Below are 17,113 nucleotides of genomic sequence, written 5' to 3' on the forward strand. Positions count from 1 at the left end.
GAACCCCATCGCTAGACTGAAATCGTGAATGTATCGACTCCGCAACCCGAACGCGATGACGCATCTGAGTATGTTCCGCTCGGCATGCGTATCGCCGCTTCCTGGGCGTGGCGTCTCATTATCATCGGTCTCGCGGTAGGTGCGCTCCTCTGGCTCATCGTTCAGGTGCGCATCGTCGTGATCCCCTTGCTCGTCTCCGTTCTGCTTGCCGCCCTGCTGCGGCCAATGGTCAACTGGGTGATGAAGATCGGGCTGCCCAAAGGCGTCGGAGTGCTCGCAGCCCTCCTCACCCTGCTCTTCTCAGTCTCATTTCTTGCCTATCTCGTGTTCACCCGCTTCCAGAGTGGGTTCGGTGGGCTCAAGTACGCGACCATTAAGGCGGTGAACCAGCTCTCGTCATGGCTTGAGAACGGTGCCTTCGGCATCAGTTTCTCGTCAGACAGCCTGCGTGACCTTTTCGATCAGGGCATGAAGCTGCTGAGCGTCGACAATATGGTGTTGTGGACGGGGGCGCTTGAAATCGGTACGAGCGTCGGGCAGTTCCTCATGGGTATGCTCCTGTGCCTCTTCGCCACGCTCTTTTTGCTTATCGACGGCGAACGCATCTGGATGTGGGTGCTCGGCTTCCTGCCGGCACGCGCGCATGCTGGCGCACACGCCGCGGGTAAGGCCGGCTGGGAATCGACGGGCCAGTACGTGCGCGTGCAGATCTTTGTGGCCTTTGTCGACGCGCTCGGCATCGGCATCGGCGCCGCGATTCTCGGCCTGCCTCTGGTCGTGCCGCTCTCGATTCTCGTGTTCCTCGCCTCGTTCATCCCCTTCCTCGGCGCAATCCTTACGGGTATGCTCGCGACCTTTGTCGCGCTCGTGTATGCGGGCCCTGGTATCGCGCTCATCATGCTGCTCATCGTCGTCCTGGTCAACCAGATCGAGGGTCACGTGCTACAGCCTCTCGTGATGGGCAATGCGGTGCGTGTGCACCCGCTCGGAGTCGTGGTCGGTGTGACGACGGGCGCCCTCGTCGCCGGTATTCCAGGCGCGCTCTTCGCGGTGCCGATTATCGCCGCGCTGAACGCCATGGTGAACACGCTCGTCGAGGGCAAGTGGCGAGGCGACCCAGACCCCGTGGCGCTCTTTCACGCAGAGCACGCCGCGAAACAAGACCTCAAGGTGCAGACGAAGCTGCGCAACAAGGTCATGAAGCAGTTGCAAAAGAAGCCCAGGCCGAAACCTGAGCCTACGGCCGAACCGAAGGAACAAGAATGACCGTGTGGAGCCCCACACTTGCAGAGTTCGAAGAAGCTCTTGAAGTAGTACACCAGGTAACCCAGCCGACGCCGCTCGAATCGTCGCGGTACCTCGCCGAGGTGCTCGAGGTGCCGCGCGTCTTCATGAAGTGTGAGAACCTTCAGCGAACCGGGGCCTACAAGATTCGTGGCGCCTACAACAAGCTCTCGCAGCTTTCGGCAGAGGAGCGAGCACGCGGCGTGGTCGCCGCTTCTGCCGGTAACCACGCGCAGGGCGTCGCCTTCGCTGCACGAGAGCTCGGCATTAAAGCGACGATCTTCACTCCGCTGGGTGTGGCTCTGCCGAAGCTGCAGGCCACGAGAAGCTACGGGGCTGAGGTCGTACTGCAGGGCACCGATGTTGAGGCGGCGCTGAAAGCGGCGAAGGAATTCTCAGAGACGACTGGCGCGCTCTTTATTCCTCCCTTCGACGACAAAGACATCATTACGGGCCAGGGAACGATTGCCCTCGAAGTGCTCGAGGTCGAGCCCGACATCGAAACGCTCATCGTGCCGATCGGAGGCGGCGGGCTCATTTCTGGCGTTGCCGCGGCCGCGAAGCAGTGGGCGGCCCGCGAGGGCAAGACGATGCGCGTGATCGGTGTGCAGGCCGAGACGACCGCCGCATTCCTCCCGGCACTCAGCGCAGGTGAGCCAGTCACGATCAAGGCAACGCCCACGATCGCCGATGGCATTGCCGTCGCGCGGGCCGGCATGCTGAACTACGGTGTCGTGGCGCAGTACGTCGACGAGATCGTGACGGTGTCAGACGACGACATTGCGCGAGCCATTCTCATTCTGCTTGAGCGGGCGAAGATGGTCGTTGAGCCGGCCGGTGCCGCAGCCGTTGCCGCAATTCTCGCGGGCAAGGTGAAGGCAGTTGGTCAGACCGCGGTGGTGCTCTCTGGCGGCAACATTGACCCGATCCTGCTGCAGCGCGTCATCGGGCACGGCCTCGCCGCAGCCTCGCGGTACCAGAAGCTTCGTATTCTCTTGCCAGACCGCCCGGGCGAGCTCGTACGCACCGCGCAGATCGTTGCCGCAAACGACGCCAACGTTATCGAGGTGCTACACACGCGGCACGGGACGGGGCTGCCCATTAGCGATGTCGAGCTTGAACTGCACATCGAAACGCGCGGCCGTGAACACGGTGAGGCCGTCGTTGCGGCGCTCAGCGCCGACGGTTACGAGGTGCGCCTCGAAGACCGTTACTAGCATCAAGATCGTTATGAAGCGCACCTGATAATCTCGATAGGGTGTATACATTGCAGCGCGAATGCGCTGCTTCACGTCCGAAAGGAACACGATGTCGTCGACACCCAGCGCAAACTGGCTCACCCAAGAGTCATACAACCGACTTTCTGCTGAGCTCGAAAACCTCAAGACGAACGGGCGCAAAGAAATTGCGAAGCGCATTGAAGAGGCACGCGAAGAGGGCGACCTGAAAGAGAACGGCGGCTACCACGCTGCGAAAGATGAGCAGGGCATGATGGAAGCGCGCATTCGCGACCTCGAAGAGAAGCTCAAGAATGTTGAGGTTCGCGAGGCCCCTCAGAGCAAGGGCATCGTTGAGCTCGGCACCGTCATCACCGCCAACATCTTCGGCGACGAAGAGACCTTCTTGCTCGCGAACCGCGAGTTCGAGCAGGGCACCGGCGACCTCGACGTGTACAGCGGCGACCTCGACGTGTACAGCGGCGACAGCATGCTCGGCGCCGCCATTCTCGGCCTGAAAATCGGCGAGAAGACCTCGTATGTCGCGCCCAACGGAAAAGACATTCCCGTCGAGATCATCGCGGTTAACACCTACGAGGGTTAGGTGTGAGTCCCGAGGTGGGTGGCTCTCGCCGCTCCCTCGGGACCGCTCCCGCGCATCACGCAGCGGCTTATATTGTTGCGGATCGCGCCGGCTACCAGCCCGCGCCCGCCAGAAAGCCTAGCGCTCGTCGTTCGGCTGGATCCAGCAGTCTTTCACGGTGATCGTCGTCGGCCGGTTGTGCGTGCGTACTTCTTGCACCATGATTCGGGTGCGCTCGTCAGAACGGGGGAGCTCAACGAGCTGCGAACCCACGACGGCGTAACTCGGGTTGAGTGCCTCAACCTGGCACACGACTTCGTGCTGCACGGGGGCCGTGACCTCGAAGGTCAGCGAAGCTTTCGTGTCTGAATCATCGAGAGTGTGGGCGATGTCGCGAAATTCGATCGAAGTATCGCTGGTTGGGAGCCCGCCGAAGGCGAGGAAAGCGATTCCGGCGAGAACGAGCACGCCGGCAAAAACACCGCCGATCCACAGATCAAGCCGCTTCTTGCGGGTCTTGCCGTACCGGTCTGACACCTGAGGAGGAGCGTTGTGAACCACAGGATCCTTTCCAAACAACCACATAGACTGTTGATGTTGCCAGGTTAGTCGACCAGGCGAAAAGAAAGATGAGAGGAGTCGTCGGCTCATGGCCTTGCGATTGATGGCGGTGCACGCTCACCCTGACGACGAGTCGAGCAAGGGAGCGGCAACCTACGCGCATTACCTGAATCAGGGCGCAGAGGTCATGGTTGTGAGCTGCACCGGCGGCGAACGCGGTGACATACTCAACGAGCTTGCGGCGAGACATCCGAAGAGTGGCTTCGACCTCGCGGGGCAGCGACGCGAAGAGATGGCCAACGCGACCCGCATCATTGGTTTTGAACACCGCTGGCTGGGGTACGAAGATTCGGGCTACGTTCCCGAGGGAGACCCCGTGCCCCCGAATTCTTTCGGCAATATTCCCATCGAGGTCTCGGCAGAGCCGCTGGTAGCCCTCATTCGCGAGTTCAAGCCGCACGTCATCGTGACCTACAACGAGCGCGGCGGCTACCCCCACGCCGACCATATTCGGTGCCACGAGATCTCGTATCGGGCTTGGCAGGTCGCAGGCGATCCCACGGTGTACCCCGAGGCTGGCGAGGCTTGGCAGCCGCTGAAGCTCTACTACGAAGAGATCTTTAACCTGAATCGGGCCGAACGCGTACTTGAAGTGGTGCGCGAGCGAGAGCCCGAGTCTGCACTCGTCGAGATGCTCAATGGCTACGTCGAGCGCGTGAAAGATCGTCCGGTCTCACACACCACGAGCGTGAACGTTGGTGGCTTTTTCGAAAACCGCGATGAAGCCCTGCGCGCCCACGCGTCGCAGGTTGAGCCCGACCACCCATTTTTCTTCTGGCCAAACGACCTGCTGCGTGAGGCATGGCCATTCGAAGACTACCGGCTCGCTGAGAGCCGTGTTGAAACGCAGATGCCTGAAGACGACCTCTTCGCGGGCATCGAAGAATCGTCACATCTCTAACAGGCTAAGGCCCTGAAAGGTATCTCGCATGTTTGCTGAACTCACTGCCCTCTCGATTCGCTTTGCTGACGAGTCGAGCGTGACTGACATCAACCCTGATGACGTGACGCCGGGCATCGTTGGCTTTGCGTTTACGCTCGCCATTGCAGTCGCCGTGATTTTCATTGGCGTTGACATGTACCGCCGCATTCGACGCATGCAATACCGCGAAGAGGTGCGAGCAGAGATCGCCGACGAGCTTGCTGGCGAAGAAGCCGGTGCGCAGGGTGTGGCTGCCCCCGAAGGTGTAGACGAAGCTCAGGGCGGATCGGAAGAAGCACCGAAAGCCGAGTAGGGCTCCTGCCGAAGCCCGTCGCTACCGCAGGTACACGGGCGAGAGCACCGAGAGCAGTGCCGCTGCCCAGTGGCAGAAAAAGGCGAGCACCGTGAACGAGTGAAAGATCTCGTGAAAGCCAAAATTCTTTGGCGAAGGGTTGGGCCACTTGAAGGCATACACGATCGCGCCGAGCGTGTAGAGCAGGCCGCCGATCACCACGAGAATCATCGCTGCGAAGCTACCTTCTGCGATGTCCTTGAGGTAGAACACCGCTGCCCAGCCGAGGGCGATGTACAGCGGCACGTAGATCCACCGCGGGGCATTGAGCCAGAACATGCGAAACAGTACGCCGACGATAGCGCCACTCCAGACAGCGATGAGGAGCACCTTCGCCTTGTCGAGCGGCAGTGTGCCGAGCGCGAGCGGCGTGTAGGTGCCCGCGATAAGTAGGAAGATGTTGGCGTGGTCGAAGCGCCGCATCATGGCGTAGTTCTTAGGGCTCCAGTTCACGCGGTGGTAGAGCGCCGAGACACCGAAGAGCAGCAGACTCGTGGCGAAGTAGACGGCCGCGCCCCACTTCGCGATGGGCCCTTTTGCAAGAATCACGAGCACGATGCCGCCAACGAGCGCGATGGGCACCGTGCCGAGATGCAGCCACCCGCGCAGCAGGGGCTTGATGACCGTGGGAACGGTGAATGAGTGCTTGTCTGCGTCAGCCTGCGTCATACGAAACAGTGTAGTGAGTGCACAGATTTGCTCGGGCATATATGTAGGGTGTGCATGAGGAAGGTCGTGCGGGCGATACCGATGAAGGCCGGGTAATATAGGCATGTGAGAGGTGAAAAGCGACGAGCAGAGGCCAATGGCCTGCTGTACCGCATCTATGAGCAGCGCCTCAGACGTGAGATCGACCCCGAGCGGGTGCCTGGCCACATCGCAATGATCGTTGACGGGAACAGGCGCTGGGCCAAGCAACGGCTCATGGAGCGTGCCTCGTATGGTCACCGCGCTGGTGCCAAGAAAGTGCCCGAGTTTCTCGGGTGGTGCGAGGAGTTTGGCGTCAAAGTGGTGACGCTGTATTTACTCTCAGCAGATAACTTGACGAACCGAGAAGGTGGGGAGCTCGACGATCTCTTCGACATCATCGCCGATCTTGCCGGTGAGCTTGTCTCGCACGAAAACTGGCGAGTGCAGCACGTTGGCTCAACGCAGAGCCTGCCAGAGAACCTGAAGACGGCACTGCACCTCGCCGAAGAGACGAGTCGCGGCCGCGACGGCCTGCATATCAACCTCGCTGTTGGTTACGGCGGCCGAAGCGAGATCATCGAGGCTGTGCGCCAGGTGGTTGAACGCCACAGGGCCGAGGGCGGCACGCTCGAATCGCTCGCTGAGGTGATTCGCCCTGAAACGATCGGCGAAAACCTCTGGACAAAGGGCCAGCCAGACCCCGACCTCATGATTCGCACCTCAGGCGAGCAACGCCTCAGCGACTTCATGATCTGGCAGTCGGCGCACTCTGAGTTTTACTTTGTCGAGGCGCTCTACCCAGACCTGCGTGAGGTTGATTTCCTGCGTGCCCTGCGCGACTACTCGAAGCGTTCGCGCCGATTCGGCGCTTAGCCAGGTAGACGGCGGCTGAACAGCCCAAGAACTTCCCGTGACATTGCTCATGTTTCCCGTGCGCCGAGGCAGCGCGGCTTATCGTTAGAGCATCGAGTACGGTACTCGATCGAGGCGACCAGAGTCCCTCGAAACACTGGTCGTCTTGTATATCGGGTTTGAGACCCGGGGCAGGAGACACCGTCGTGAATACCGTTCACACCGCGGCAGATATCCAAGCAAACATCACCGACACGATTCGCCACCGAGCCGACACTGAGGTGCGCACCTATGTGCTCGACACCTCGGTTTTGCTCAGCGATCCAACCGCGCTAACGAAGTTTGCTGAGCACTCAATCGTGCTTCCCATCGTTGTCATTACCGAACTCGAGAAAAAGCGCCAGGATCTCGAGCTCGGGTTCTTTGCACGCCGAGCCCTGCGCACGCTCGACGACCTGAGGGCCGAACATGGCAGGCTCGACTTTCCGGTCGCGATTGGCGATGCTCCGGGAACCTTGCGTATCGAGCTCGTGCACGGAGACGAGACGGTGTTGCCGCAGGGCATGCGACTCCAGGACAACGACTCGAAGATTCTGGCGGTTGCACTCGCCCTCGCCGCTGACGGGCAAGAGGTCACGGTGGTGTCGCAAGACTTGCCGATGAGAGTGAAAGCCTCGGCGCTCGGCCTGCATGCCGAAGAGTACCGACACAAGCGTGCTTCGAGCGGTGAGTACACGGGAGTCGCTGAGCTCAGCGTCTCAGAAGAAGCGATGAACGACCTATGGAGCGAAGGGTCGCTGCCCGCAACGCAGGAGAGTGAGGCCCTCCTCGCAGGCACGGGCGTGATCGTGCAGTCGCCCCGTGGCTCGGCGCTCGGGCGCGTGCAGGGTGACCGCTCGCTTACGCTCGTGCGGGGCGACCGGGAGGTCTTTGGGGTCACCGGTCGAAGCGCTGAGCAACGTCTCGCGATTGACCTCCTGCTCGACGACTCGAAGGGTATCGTCTCGCTCGGCGGTCGTGCTGGCACGGGCAAGTCAGCGCTCGCGCTTGCCGCGGGGCTCGAAGCGGTGCTCGAGCGTCAAGAGCAGCGCAAGATCCTGGTGTTCAGGCCTATCTATGCGGTGGGAGGCCAAGAACTGGGCTACCTTCCCGGTGATCACGACGACAAGATGGGGCCGTGGAGCCAGGCGGTGTATGACACCCTCGGCTCGATCGTCTCGCCGAACGTGCGAGAAGAAATTGCCGAGCGAAACCTCATCGAGGTGCTGCCGCTCACTCACATTCGAGGCCGTTCGCTACACGATGCCTTCGTGATCGTCGACGAAGCGCAATCGCTCGAACTCGGCGTGCTCACAACGATGTTGACGCGTATCGGCCAGCAGTCGAAGGTCGTGCTCACCCACGATATCGCGCAGCGAGACAACCTCATGGTGGGCCGCCACGACAGCATCTCGGTTGTCATTGAGCGTCTCAAGGGGCACAGCCTCTTTGGCCACGTTACCCTGCAACGCTCAGAGCGAAGTGCGATCGCGGCGCTCGTGAGTGAGCGGCTGGAGTTCTAGCGCTTCCGTCTCACCTCGCGCCACAGTGAAGCCCATTGCGGCGCTGAGAGGTCTCGCGGGAGCGCTGAACGGGCGACTCCCGCGAGACCTGCCACTGCACGAAGATCTTGCACCGAGGCGCATCAATTCCCGTGACCTCTTGGCGCACGCGAAGTAGACTGCTGTGTGTGAGTGGAATCAACGAGCTTTTGCCAGACGACCTACTAACCGAGATCAGAAATCGTGCCCGCGGCTACGACGAGCGCAACGAATTCTGCATTGATGACCTGCTCGCCCTCAAAGCGACGGGATATCTGAAGGCCGGCGTTCCGGCCGAGCGCGGCGGCGGGGGCCTGAGCCTCTCAGAGCTTTCGCTCGCACAGCGACGCCTCGCAGGGGCATCGCCTGCCGCGGCGCTCGCCGTCAACATGCACCTCCTGTGGGGTGCGGTGGCCAAGTTCATGAGCGACCGTGGCGACACCCGTCTTGACTGGGTCTTTGACGACATGGTCGCCGGCGAGATCTTCGCCTTTGGCATCTCTGAGGCAGGCAACGACTCCGTGCTTCTCGACTCGAGCAGCACGGCGACCCCCGACGGTGACGATTACCTCGTCAACGGAATGAAGATCTTCACGACGCTCTCGCCGGTGTGGACGCGGCTTGGAATGCATGCCCGTACCGAGGGAGAAGACGCACGCATCGTGGTCGGCTTCATGAGGCGCGAGGCGCTCGAGGGCGGGCAGCCGCGCAGCCAGGACAACGGTGGCGAGGGCATCGAGTACCCGCACGCCTGGAACACCCTCGGCATGCGTGCCACCCAGAGCTGGAACACCAAACTGACCAACGCGCGACTGCTGGGCGGCGACGTCGTCACGAGCTACGAGCCGTATGACATGCAAGACCTCATCATCAGCGCGGTCTCGTTGACCTTTGGCATCTTGACCACCTCGGTGTACGCGGGCATTGGTGACCGCGCGCTGGAGATCGCCCGCGAGGCCGTCAACGAGCCCATGGGCGACGGTATTAAGCTCGATGATCCGCAGGTTGCGCAGATGGTTTCTGAGGCGGTGCTCGAGCACCGAGCCTCGGTCGACATGCTTGAGCTCATCGCGAGCGACATCGACGCCGAAGCGCCGCGCGACGACTGGTCGCTCGCGATCGCCGCCGTGAAAAATCGGGTCACCGATGAGGCGAGGGATGCGGTCGAGGCAGCGATCCGCACCCTCGGCGCTCGCGCCTTCAACGCTGACCACGAGCTTGCTCGCATGTACCGCGATGTTGTTGCCGGTATTTTCCACCCGCGCTCGGCCCGCTCGCTCGCGGCAGCGGTGCGCACCTCACTGATCAGCTAACAACAAAAACCCGGGTGAGATGCTCAGTGCTCATGCGCATCTCACCCGGGTGGTTTTTCGGTGCCGGTTTACTCTTCGGGCACGCTGACGAAGGTCGTGACCGGGCGGCTCTTGCGGATCGTCGCGAGGCTGAGCAGCGCGAGAATCACCGCGACGAGACTCACAACCCAGATCGTTACGTAGCCCGTTCGTGACGATGCACCCACGCCCTCAAGCGTGAAGAATGCCAGAATCATGCCGAATGCGGCACTCGCGAGTGCTCCACCCAGCGTTTTCAACGAGTTGTAGATGCCCGTTGCGATGCCGGTCGAGTCTGCTGGTGATTCTTCTGCGATAAGTGCGGGCAGGGCCGCGAGCAGGAAGCCGCTGCCGAAACCGTTGACCATGATTGCGATCATAATGAGCGTGAGCGAGCCGTTCAAGAAGATCAGCATGAGGTGCCCGCCAATCGCGAGTACGAGGCCCGTCGTGAGCACACCGAGCAAACCGATACGTTTTGCGAGCCTCGCAATGAGGAACGATGCAATGGTTGCCGGGGCGACCGAAGCGATCGTGACAATGGCAAGCTGTGACGGCGCGAAGCTGAAACCATAGCCGGCGACCTCGGGCTTTGCGCCCATGAACGTCATCAGGATCGTCTGTGAACCGAGCACCATCATGCCGAGCACAAACGAGATGAGGTACGCGGGCCACAGCTGCGGCTGGGTCACGATACGAATGTCGATTGCTGGTGCTTCGACGCGTTTCTCCCACCACACCCAGGCGGTGCCGATCGCCAGCGCTGCGACGATGAGCAGGATCGCGGTGAGGGTAAAGCCCTGACGGCTTGCCACCTGCAGGCCACCCATGATGAGCAGCATCGTCACGGCAAGGCCGATGAAACCGATCGTGTCAATCTTCGGGCGTGCGCGCTCGGTCGATTCAGGAACGGCGACAAACACGGCGATGACACAGAGAATGAGAATAACGACGGGAATGGCAAGAATCATCGTCATGCTCGACAGTCCGCCGGCTACTCCCGCCACGACCGAGCCGAGAATTGCTCCGACCGTGATGCTCGCGACGAGCATGCCGATCGCGCGTCGAGCTGAGGTCTGCGTGAGACGGCTGTGCACGATCGCAATTTCTAGCGGTAGCCAAACCGCCAAAGGACCGACGAGCACACGACCAACGAGTGCCAGCGGGTATGAAGGAGCCAGCGCGACGAGGAGTGAGCCGACGGCGACCGCAATGACGGCGATGCGCAGCATACGGCGGTGGCCAAAAATATCGCCGAGCTTTGAAAGCACCGGAACGCACACGCTCGCGGCCAGGGTTTGCACGGTAACGAACCAGGTGATCGAGGCATCGGTGATGCCCCAGTGCTCGGTGAGATTAGAGAAGAGCGGGGTGTAATACCCCTGTAAGAAGCCACTGCTCAATTCGACGAAAAGCAAGAAGCCGACGATCGCGGCGACTCCCTTCGTCTCTGGGGCAATCGAATGGGCCTCCGCCTTTGGACGCTCTGACATGTCGTGTCTTTCTGTGATGTGGGTTGGGGTGAAGAAACGCTAAGAGGCGAGCGCTGAGTGAGCGCGGGCAACAGGCATGGCATCATCGAGGTCTTTGACAACGCGGCCACCCTGAATGACGACCTTGATCTCGCTCGGTTCAGCCAGACGATCGATCTCGGCGAGTGGATCGACATCGGTGATGACGAGGTCGGCAAGCTTGCCTTGCTCGAGTGAACCGAGCGCATCGTCGACATGCATGAGCTTTGCCGCGTTCAAGGTGCCTGCTGTGATGGCATCGATAGGGGCCATGCCGAGTGACACCATGTGGCCGAGCTCGGTGAGATTAGTTCCGTGCGGGCACACGCCAGCATCGGTTCCGAGGGCGACCTTGACGCCTGCCTGAATGGCTTTTGCTACATGCTTACGAGCAATGTCTGACCACACGACTTTTTTCGCATAGAGGAAGGGCGGCACGAGTTTTGGGTCGGGAACGCGAAGCGCTGAGCTCAGCGTTGGTACGAGATAGGTGCCCTTTTCGATCATGAGAGCAATGCCCTCGTCATCGATTTCGTAGCCGTGCTCAACGCTCGCGACGCCGCCGTGGATCGCTTCGAGAATGCCTGCCGAACCCTGTGCGTGCGCGGTGACGGGTTGGCCCTGGCGACGGTTGCCTTCTTCGACGGCGATACCCACTTGGTGCGCAGGTACGCCGAGATCGTGCGGGGTGTCTGACGGGCTTGAAACCCCTCCGGTGGTGCACACTTTGATGACATCGGCACCGGTGCGAATAAGCTCACGAACCGCTACACGCATCTCGTCATCGGTGTCGACGATGCGAAAGCCCTCGTCCATCGGAACCATCTGGTTGCCGTTGGCGAGGTGAAAATCGACGTGTCCGCCGGTGGGAGAGATGACCGAGATTGCGAGGTGAGCGCGGGGTCCGAGGAGCTTGCCCTTCGTGACGAGGTTCCGGAAACCAGGGGTGAGCCCGCCGAGGTCACGAATCGTCGTGACGCCGGCCATGAGCGTATCTCGCATGGTCTCTGCTGCCGCGTAGTGGCGCTCTTCGGCAAATTGTGCGGCCATGGTGGCAAAGCCGGTTTCGATGCCCATGCCCATGTGCACGTGAACGTCGAAGAAGCCGGGCATGATCGTTTTGCCGGTCAGATCGACCTCTGTTGCACCCTCGACCGTGGTGTCACGGCGTGGCCCGACATAGTCAATTTTGCCATCGATGATGACAACCTCACCGTTGGGCAGAGGCTCTTTTCCAGTGCCGTCGATAATTGTCGCGCCAACGATGCGAAGAGGCGTTTCGTTGGTCGGAACCTGTGGAATGCGTGCGGTTGTCATGATCAGGCCTTTCTGTTGTGACTCCAGGCAGGCTATCCTCGGCAGTGGGAATGTGTGTGATCAGACGGTAAGCTTGCAAGAAAGTATCTTTAACAACGAGGCTGATGCATGAAAAGAGATATTGATTGGCTCGATCGTTCGATCGTGAGTGCGCTACAGATTTATCCGCGGGCGAGCTGGGCGCAGCTTTCACCGGTCTTGCAAACGTCAGAGAGCACCCTTTCGCGCCGCTGGGATCAGCTCATTGAAGATGGGGTGGTGTGGACAAGCTCGGGTATCTTGCCAGACCGCCCGTTGTTGCTTGGACAAGGCTGTTTTATCGAGATTCGCTGTGTGACAGGAACGAGGGAGTCAGTTATTCATGAGCTCTCGAAGCTGCCCAACGTGTTCAGCATTGCGATCTGCGCGGGCGCACACGACCTCGCGGTGATGGTCGCTGGCGAGTCAATGCTCGAGATGGACCGATACATTCACGAGCATGTGGTCACGATTGAGGGGGTCGAGCGGGCGCTGACAACCTATGTGAGCGGTGTTGCTGTTGAGGGTTCGGCCTTTCGGCTTGGTGACCTGACCGAGCAACAGTCGAGCAAGCTTGGTTCATTGGTGCCACCCAGGCGAAACATTTCGACTCAACCAACGCCTTCACAAATCGAGATCGCTCAGAGCCTTGCGGCCGACGTGCGTCGCCCGGCGGCAGAAGTTGCGCGTGAGACGGGGCTTTCACGTGCGCACGTGCAGCGGCAAATAGCGGTGTTGCAGTCGGCTCCTTGGTACATGTCGCGTATCGACTTTTCGGTCAATGATTTTGGTCTCACCGCGGTGTACTTTTGGGTGGAATGCAGTGCTGTGCACCTGCCCGACCTCATGCGTTTCGTGCGCCGTTCGCACGGTGTTCGGCTCGCCATGCCAGTGGTCTCTCGATCGAACGTGTTGCTCTCGGTTTGGCTGCCTGGCCTCGACCATATCTCGGTATTTGAGCAGGTGCTCGTGAAGTCGGTTCCTGCCGTGAACGTGCTCGACCGGTGGCCTCAGATCGTCGCCCGTAAGCGGTTGGGCGTTCTGCTTGATCAGCGGGGTCGACGCCGGTCAGCAGCGGGCGAAGTACCTAACCCCATTGAGGAGCAGGGGAGCGCTCCTGCATTTTTCGGCGTACCGATGTTTTAATCGCTCAGAAAAAGACGAGGGGCGCGCATCATCGTGATCCGCGCCCCTCGCGCTTTCGTTGAACGGTGCGTTACTTCGCGACGCCCGGGTGGGTCATCGAGAGCAGGTCAAGCGCCTTGTCGAGCTCGGCCTCGCTGAGTTCGCCGCGCTCGACGTAGCCGAGTGCGATGGTCGCCTCGCGCACGGTGACGCCCTCGGCGACGGCGTGCTTTGCGATCTTCGCGCCAGCTTCGTAGCCGATGAGGCGGTTGAGCGGGGTCACGGTCGATGGGCTCATGCCGGCGAGGGTCGCCATGCGCTCGATGTTTGCCTCGAGGCCAGCGATCGTCTTGTCGGCGAGTACGCGGGTTGCGTTCGAGAGCAGGCGAATCGACTCGAGCAGCGCGGTTCCCATGACAGGAATCATGACGTTGAGCTCGAAGTTGCCGCGTGCCCCGCCCCATGCGACGGTTGCGTCGTTACCGATGACGCGGGCGCAGACCATCATGACGGCCTCGGGAACAACGGGGTTCACCTTGCCGGGCATAATCGACGAGCCGGGCTGCAAGTCGGGAATGTGGAGTTCTCCGAGACCAGTGTTTGGGCCCGAGCCCATCCAGCGAATGTCATCGGTGAGCTTCGTGAGTGAAACGGCGATGGTGCGCAGTGCGCCCGAAGCCTCGACGAGGCCATCACGGTTTGACTGCGCCTCGAAGAGATTGCGCGCCTGGGTGATGGGCAGGCCGCTCGAAGCGGCGATCTCGGCGATGACCTTCTCGGGGAACCCGATGGGGGTGTTGATGCCGGTGCCAACCGCGGTGCCGCCCTGCGGAACCTCGGCGACGCGAGGAAGTGCCGCGTCAATGCGCTCGATGCCGTAACGCATCTGGGTGGCGAAGCCGCTGAAGGCCTGGCCGAGGGTTACGGGGGTCGCGTCCATGAGGTGGGTGCGGCCGGGCTTCACGGCCTCCTTCCACAGCTCTGCCTTGGCCTCGAGGGCCTCGGCGAGGTGCTCGAGTGAAGGCTTGAGCTGCTCGATGAGCGCGCCGGTCACTGCGATGTGCACCGAGGTGGGGAACACGTCGTTCGACGACTGCGAAGCGTTGACGTGGTCGTTCGGGTGAACGGGTGCGCCAAGGTGCTTCGTCGCGAGGGTCGAGAGAACCTCGTTCATGTTCATGTTTGACGAGGTGCCCGAGCCGGTCTGGTAGGTGTCGACCGGGAACATGTCGTGGTGGTTGCCAGCGATGATCTCTTCTGCTGCCGCGACGATCGCGTCAGAGATCTCTTTCGAGATGATGCCGAGCTCAAGGTTGGCGATCGCTGCCGCGCGCTTCACGCGAGCGAGTGCGACGATCTGGGCTGGCTCGAGGCCACGACCCGAGATCGGGAAGTTCTCTACCGCACGCTGCGTCTGTGCTGCGTACAGCGCGTTCTTGGGCACGCGCACCTCGCCCATGGTGTCATGTTCAATACGGTATTCGGTATCAGTCACGGTATTCCTTTACTGGGTGATCACTCATGTGAATAGCGGTCGGTCGGTTAGAGCGAGTCGAGAGCTGCCTGAGCGAGCTCGCGAATCACGATGGGCTCGTCGGTGCCGTACACCACGAGAGTTGAGTTATCGAGGTTGGTGCTCATCGCAAAGAGCACGTTCGTCTCTTCAGCGTCGTCGTCGCCGTGCTCGTACACGGTCCAGGTGTGACCCGCGAAGTCTTCGGTGCCGGTCGCGCTCTTTGACTCGAGCAGCTGGGCGACCCAGGTCTCGTTTGCAGGGCCGGCCTCTGGCGTGAAAGCTTGTACGACCGCGGCAAACTGCTCGGTTGGCTTTGGTGTCGTGTAGCCGACGTACCACTGCGTGACCTTGTCGGCCTTCGACGAACGAATGGTGGCCTGCTTGGCAAGCCAGTCGCTCGGCATCGCGGGTGCGACGAGTTCGATGCCGGCGGTCGGGCTTGCATCGTGCGCGAGTGAGATGACGTCGACCGAACGGTCTTCGAAGTCGCCTCCCCAGCGGGGCACGATGAGTACGAGAATGAGCACAACGCCAAGGCTCGCGAGCAACGAGTACACGAGGTTGTTGACGGTTTGCCTTTGACGGTGCAGGCGAGAGTTCTCGGCCTTTCTCGCTGCCGTCTCATTCGGGGTTTCTGGGCGACCGAGCTCGGCGACGATCTTGGGCTTCTTGCTTGCCATCGGTTATTCTGCCTCGGTTTCTGACGGGGCGCTCTGGCGTGCCGCTTCTAAGCGTTTGCGGGCGCCGAGCAGCCACTCTTCGCAGCGTGCGGCGAGCGCCTCACCGCGCTCCCACAGCGAGAGCGACTCTTCGAGCGTGGCCGCGCCCTGTTCAAGTTTGCTCACCACTTGCACGAGCTCGTCACGTGCTTCTTCGTACGAGAGCTCGGCGATGGGGGCACTGCTATTCGACATGGCTCCCAGTCTACCCCGCAATGCTCATGGTTCAGGGGGAGTGTTGTCAGGCTGTTGGTGAAGTCGCGGGCCCTGCGACCGCCGCGAGCGTGCCACGCGCGAGTGTAATCGTGAGACCGGTGCCTTCAGGGGCTTCAGCAGGGTCGGCAAGCACGGTGCGATCGTCATTTTGCACGATTGAATAGCCCCTGTTGAGTGTCGCCTGGGGTGAGAGCGCGAGAAGCTGTGAACGGAGTTCGCCGAGATGGCGTTCGGCCGATTCGACCTGGCGCTCGCTGAGCTCAGCGCCACGCGCGATCCACCGGGTGAGTTCTTCGGCCCGCTCATCGATGAGCCGTTCGGGGCTCTGCATGACGGGCCGTTCTCTGAGCGACTGCACGCGATCGATCTCGTGCGTGATGAGCTGGGTGAGACGCGATGAGAGCCTGAGCCTCGCCTGAGCAATGCGTTCACGCTCTTCGCCAACGTCAGGCACGACCCGCTTGGCAGCGTCGGTCGGCGTTGAAGCACGAAGGTCGGCGACCTCGTCGAGCAGGGGGCGATCGGCCTCGTGGCCAATGGCGCTCACGATCGGGGTGTTCGCGAGTGCCGCCTCGCGCACGAGCGCCTCGTCGCTGAAGGGAAGCAGGTGTTGAAAGTCGCCGCCGCCGCGGGCAATGATGATGACGTCGACGCTCGGATCGTCGTCGAGCGCGATGAGTGCCGCGCGCACCTCAGAAGCAGCTCGCTCTCCCTGCACCGCCGTGTATGCGATCTCAAACTGCACATCGGGCCAGCGCAGCGTGGCGTTACGCACGACATCTTTTTCGGCGTCTGAGTCACGACCGGTGATGAGGCCGATCTTTGCGGGCAGAAACGGGAGCGCCTTCTTGCGCTCGGGGGCGAAGAGCCCCTCTGAACGCAGCTGTGCTTTGAACCGTTCGAGCCGCTCGAGCAGGTCGCCCAGACCGACGTGCTTGATGTCGAGCACGTTAAACGACAGCGTGCCGCCCTTGACCCAATAGTTCGCCTTGACGAGCGCGATCACGCGGTCGCCCTGAGAGAACTCTTCGGTGAGCTTTGCGGTTACGCTGCGCCATGCGGTGAGCGAGATCGTCGCGTCATCGTCGAGGTCTTTGAGCTTGCCGTAGGTGTTGCCCTGACGGTTTTGCCACTGCGTGAGCTCGCCTTCAACCCAGATCGTGCCGAGCCTGTCGATGTACTCTCGCACCTTTGTGCTCATGAGAGCAACGGGCCAGGGGGTCTCTCTCGAGGCTGGGGTTACGGGTTGCGGGCACATA

17 protein-coding genes are annotated in these 17,113 nt (G+C 61.3%); 9 read left to right on the forward strand and 8 right to left on the reverse strand.

Annotated features, from left to right (window positions below; translation table 11 throughout):
- Nucleotides 1-24 precede the first annotated feature (24 nt).
- From JSO19_RS09900 to greA, 3 genes are all read left to right on the forward strand, one after another.
- A complete protein-coding gene (locus JSO19_RS09900) occupies nt 25-1,266 on the forward strand; it encodes an AI-2E family transporter (protein ID WP_270911454.1) in 1,242 nt (413 codons plus the stop codon).
- A complete protein-coding gene (ilvA, locus tag JSO19_RS09905) occupies nt 1,263-2,501 on the forward strand; it encodes a threonine ammonia-lyase (protein ID WP_270911455.1) in 1,239 nt (412 codons plus the stop codon). The genes JSO19_RS09900 and ilvA overlap by 4 nt, the downstream gene beginning before the upstream one ends.
- 91 nt (nt 2,502-2,592) lie before the next feature.
- Nucleotides 2,593-3,105, forward strand: a complete 513-nt coding sequence (gene greA / locus JSO19_RS09910) for a transcription elongation factor GreA (RefSeq protein ID WP_270911456.1) — start codon at nt 2,593-2,595, stop codon at nt 3,103-3,105.
- A gap of 117 nt (nt 3,106-3,222) precedes the next feature.
- Here the strand turns inward: greA and JSO19_RS09915 are convergent, their stop codons facing one another.
- Nucleotides 3,223-3,645 (reverse strand): DUF4307 domain-containing protein, encoded by a 423-nt coding sequence (locus tag JSO19_RS09915; protein ID WP_217135177.1) that lies wholly within the window; start codon nt 3,643-3,645, stop codon nt 3,223-3,225.
- A gap of 88 nt (nt 3,646-3,733) precedes the next feature.
- Here JSO19_RS09915 and mca point away from each other — a divergent pair, with 88 nt between their 5' ends.
- Nucleotides 3,734-4,606, forward strand: coding sequence for a mycothiol conjugate amidase Mca (gene mca, locus JSO19_RS09920; protein WP_270911459.1), 873 nt, complete (start codon nt 3,734-3,736; stop codon nt 4,604-4,606).
- Between the two features lie 28 nt (nt 4,607-4,634).
- The gene (locus tag JSO19_RS09925) at nt 4,635-4,940 is read left to right on the forward strand and encodes a hypothetical protein (RefSeq protein WP_270911461.1); all 306 of its coding nucleotides are present in this window, start codon (nt 4,635-4,637) and stop codon (nt 4,938-4,940) included.
- Nucleotides 4,941-4,961: 21 nt separating this feature from the next.
- Here the strand turns inward: JSO19_RS09925 and trhA are convergent, their stop codons facing one another.
- Nucleotides 4,962-5,648, reverse strand: a complete 687-nt coding sequence (gene trhA / locus JSO19_RS09930; protein WP_270911463.1) for a PAQR family membrane homeostasis protein TrhA — start codon at nt 5,646-5,648, stop codon at nt 4,962-4,964.
- Nucleotides 5,649-5,753: 105 nt separating this feature from the next.
- On the opposite strand from trhA, the gene JSO19_RS09935 reads away from it, so the two are divergent.
- The 3 genes from JSO19_RS09935 to JSO19_RS09945 all read left to right on the forward strand — a co-directional run bounded on the left by JSO19_RS09935 (nt 5,754) and on the right by JSO19_RS09945 (nt 9,414).
- A complete protein-coding gene (locus JSO19_RS09935; RefSeq protein ID WP_270911465.1) occupies nt 5,754-6,542 on the forward strand; it encodes an isoprenyl transferase in 789 nt (262 codons plus the stop codon).
- Nucleotides 6,543-6,754: 212 nt separating this feature from the next.
- Complete coding sequence (locus JSO19_RS09940; protein ID WP_270912131.1) at nt 6,755-8,083, forward strand: PhoH family protein; 1,329 nt, start codon at nt 6,755-6,757, stop codon at nt 8,081-8,083.
- Nucleotides 8,084-8,250: 167 nt separating this feature from the next.
- The gene (locus tag JSO19_RS09945; protein WP_270911467.1) at nt 8,251-9,414 is read left to right on the forward strand and encodes an acyl-CoA dehydrogenase family protein; all 1,164 of its coding nucleotides are present in this window, start codon (nt 8,251-8,253) and stop codon (nt 9,412-9,414) included.
- 68 nt (nt 9,415-9,482) lie between these two features.
- On the opposite strand, the gene JSO19_RS09950 is transcribed toward JSO19_RS09945, so the two are convergent.
- Both JSO19_RS09950 and JSO19_RS09955 read right to left on the reverse strand, forming a co-directional pair.
- Complete coding sequence (locus JSO19_RS09950) at nt 9,483-10,925, reverse strand: MFS transporter (RefSeq protein WP_270911469.1); 1,443 nt, start codon at nt 10,923-10,925, stop codon at nt 9,483-9,485.
- A 39-nt stretch (nt 10,926-10,964) separates the two neighbouring features.
- Nucleotides 10,965-12,260, reverse strand: coding sequence for an amidohydrolase family protein (locus JSO19_RS09955; protein ID WP_270911470.1), 1,296 nt, complete (start codon nt 12,258-12,260; stop codon nt 10,965-10,967).
- A gap of 108 nt (nt 12,261-12,368) precedes the next feature.
- On the opposite strand from JSO19_RS09955, the gene JSO19_RS09960 reads away from it, so the two are divergent.
- Entirely contained in the window at nt 12,369-13,424 is a 1,056-nt protein-coding gene (locus JSO19_RS09960; protein ID WP_217135199.1) for an Lrp/AsnC ligand binding domain-containing protein, read from the forward strand.
- A gap of 70 nt (nt 13,425-13,494) precedes the next feature.
- On the opposite strand, the gene JSO19_RS09965 is transcribed toward JSO19_RS09960, so the two are convergent.
- The 4 genes from JSO19_RS09965 to xseA are packed head-to-tail and all read right to left on the reverse strand — an operon-like array spanning nt 13,495 to nt 17,112.
- On the reverse strand, nt 13,495-14,898 hold the full coding sequence (locus JSO19_RS09965; RefSeq protein WP_270911472.1) for a class II fumarate hydratase: 1,404 nt from the start codon (nt 14,896-14,898) through the stop codon (nt 13,495-13,497).
- Nucleotides 14,899-14,945: 47 nt separating this feature from the next.
- Complete coding sequence (locus JSO19_RS09970) at nt 14,946-15,599, reverse strand: DUF4245 domain-containing protein (protein WP_270911474.1); 654 nt, start codon at nt 15,597-15,599, stop codon at nt 14,946-14,948.
- Nucleotides 15,600-15,602: 3 nt separating this feature from the next.
- Complete coding sequence (locus tag JSO19_RS09975; protein ID WP_217135205.1) at nt 15,603-15,833, reverse strand: exodeoxyribonuclease VII small subunit; 231 nt, start codon at nt 15,831-15,833, stop codon at nt 15,603-15,605.
- Nucleotides 15,834-15,879: 46 nt separating this feature from the next.
- Complete coding sequence (gene xseA / locus JSO19_RS09980; RefSeq protein WP_270911477.1) at nt 15,880-17,112, reverse strand: exodeoxyribonuclease VII large subunit; 1,233 nt, start codon at nt 17,110-17,112, stop codon at nt 15,880-15,882.
- Nucleotide 17,113: the final 1 nt, after the last annotated feature.

Source organism: Leucobacter sp. UCMA 4100 (assembly GCF_027853335.1).
In the GTDB taxonomy this organism is placed as follows: domain Bacteria; phylum Actinomycetota; class Actinomycetes; order Actinomycetales; family Microbacteriaceae; genus Leucobacter_A.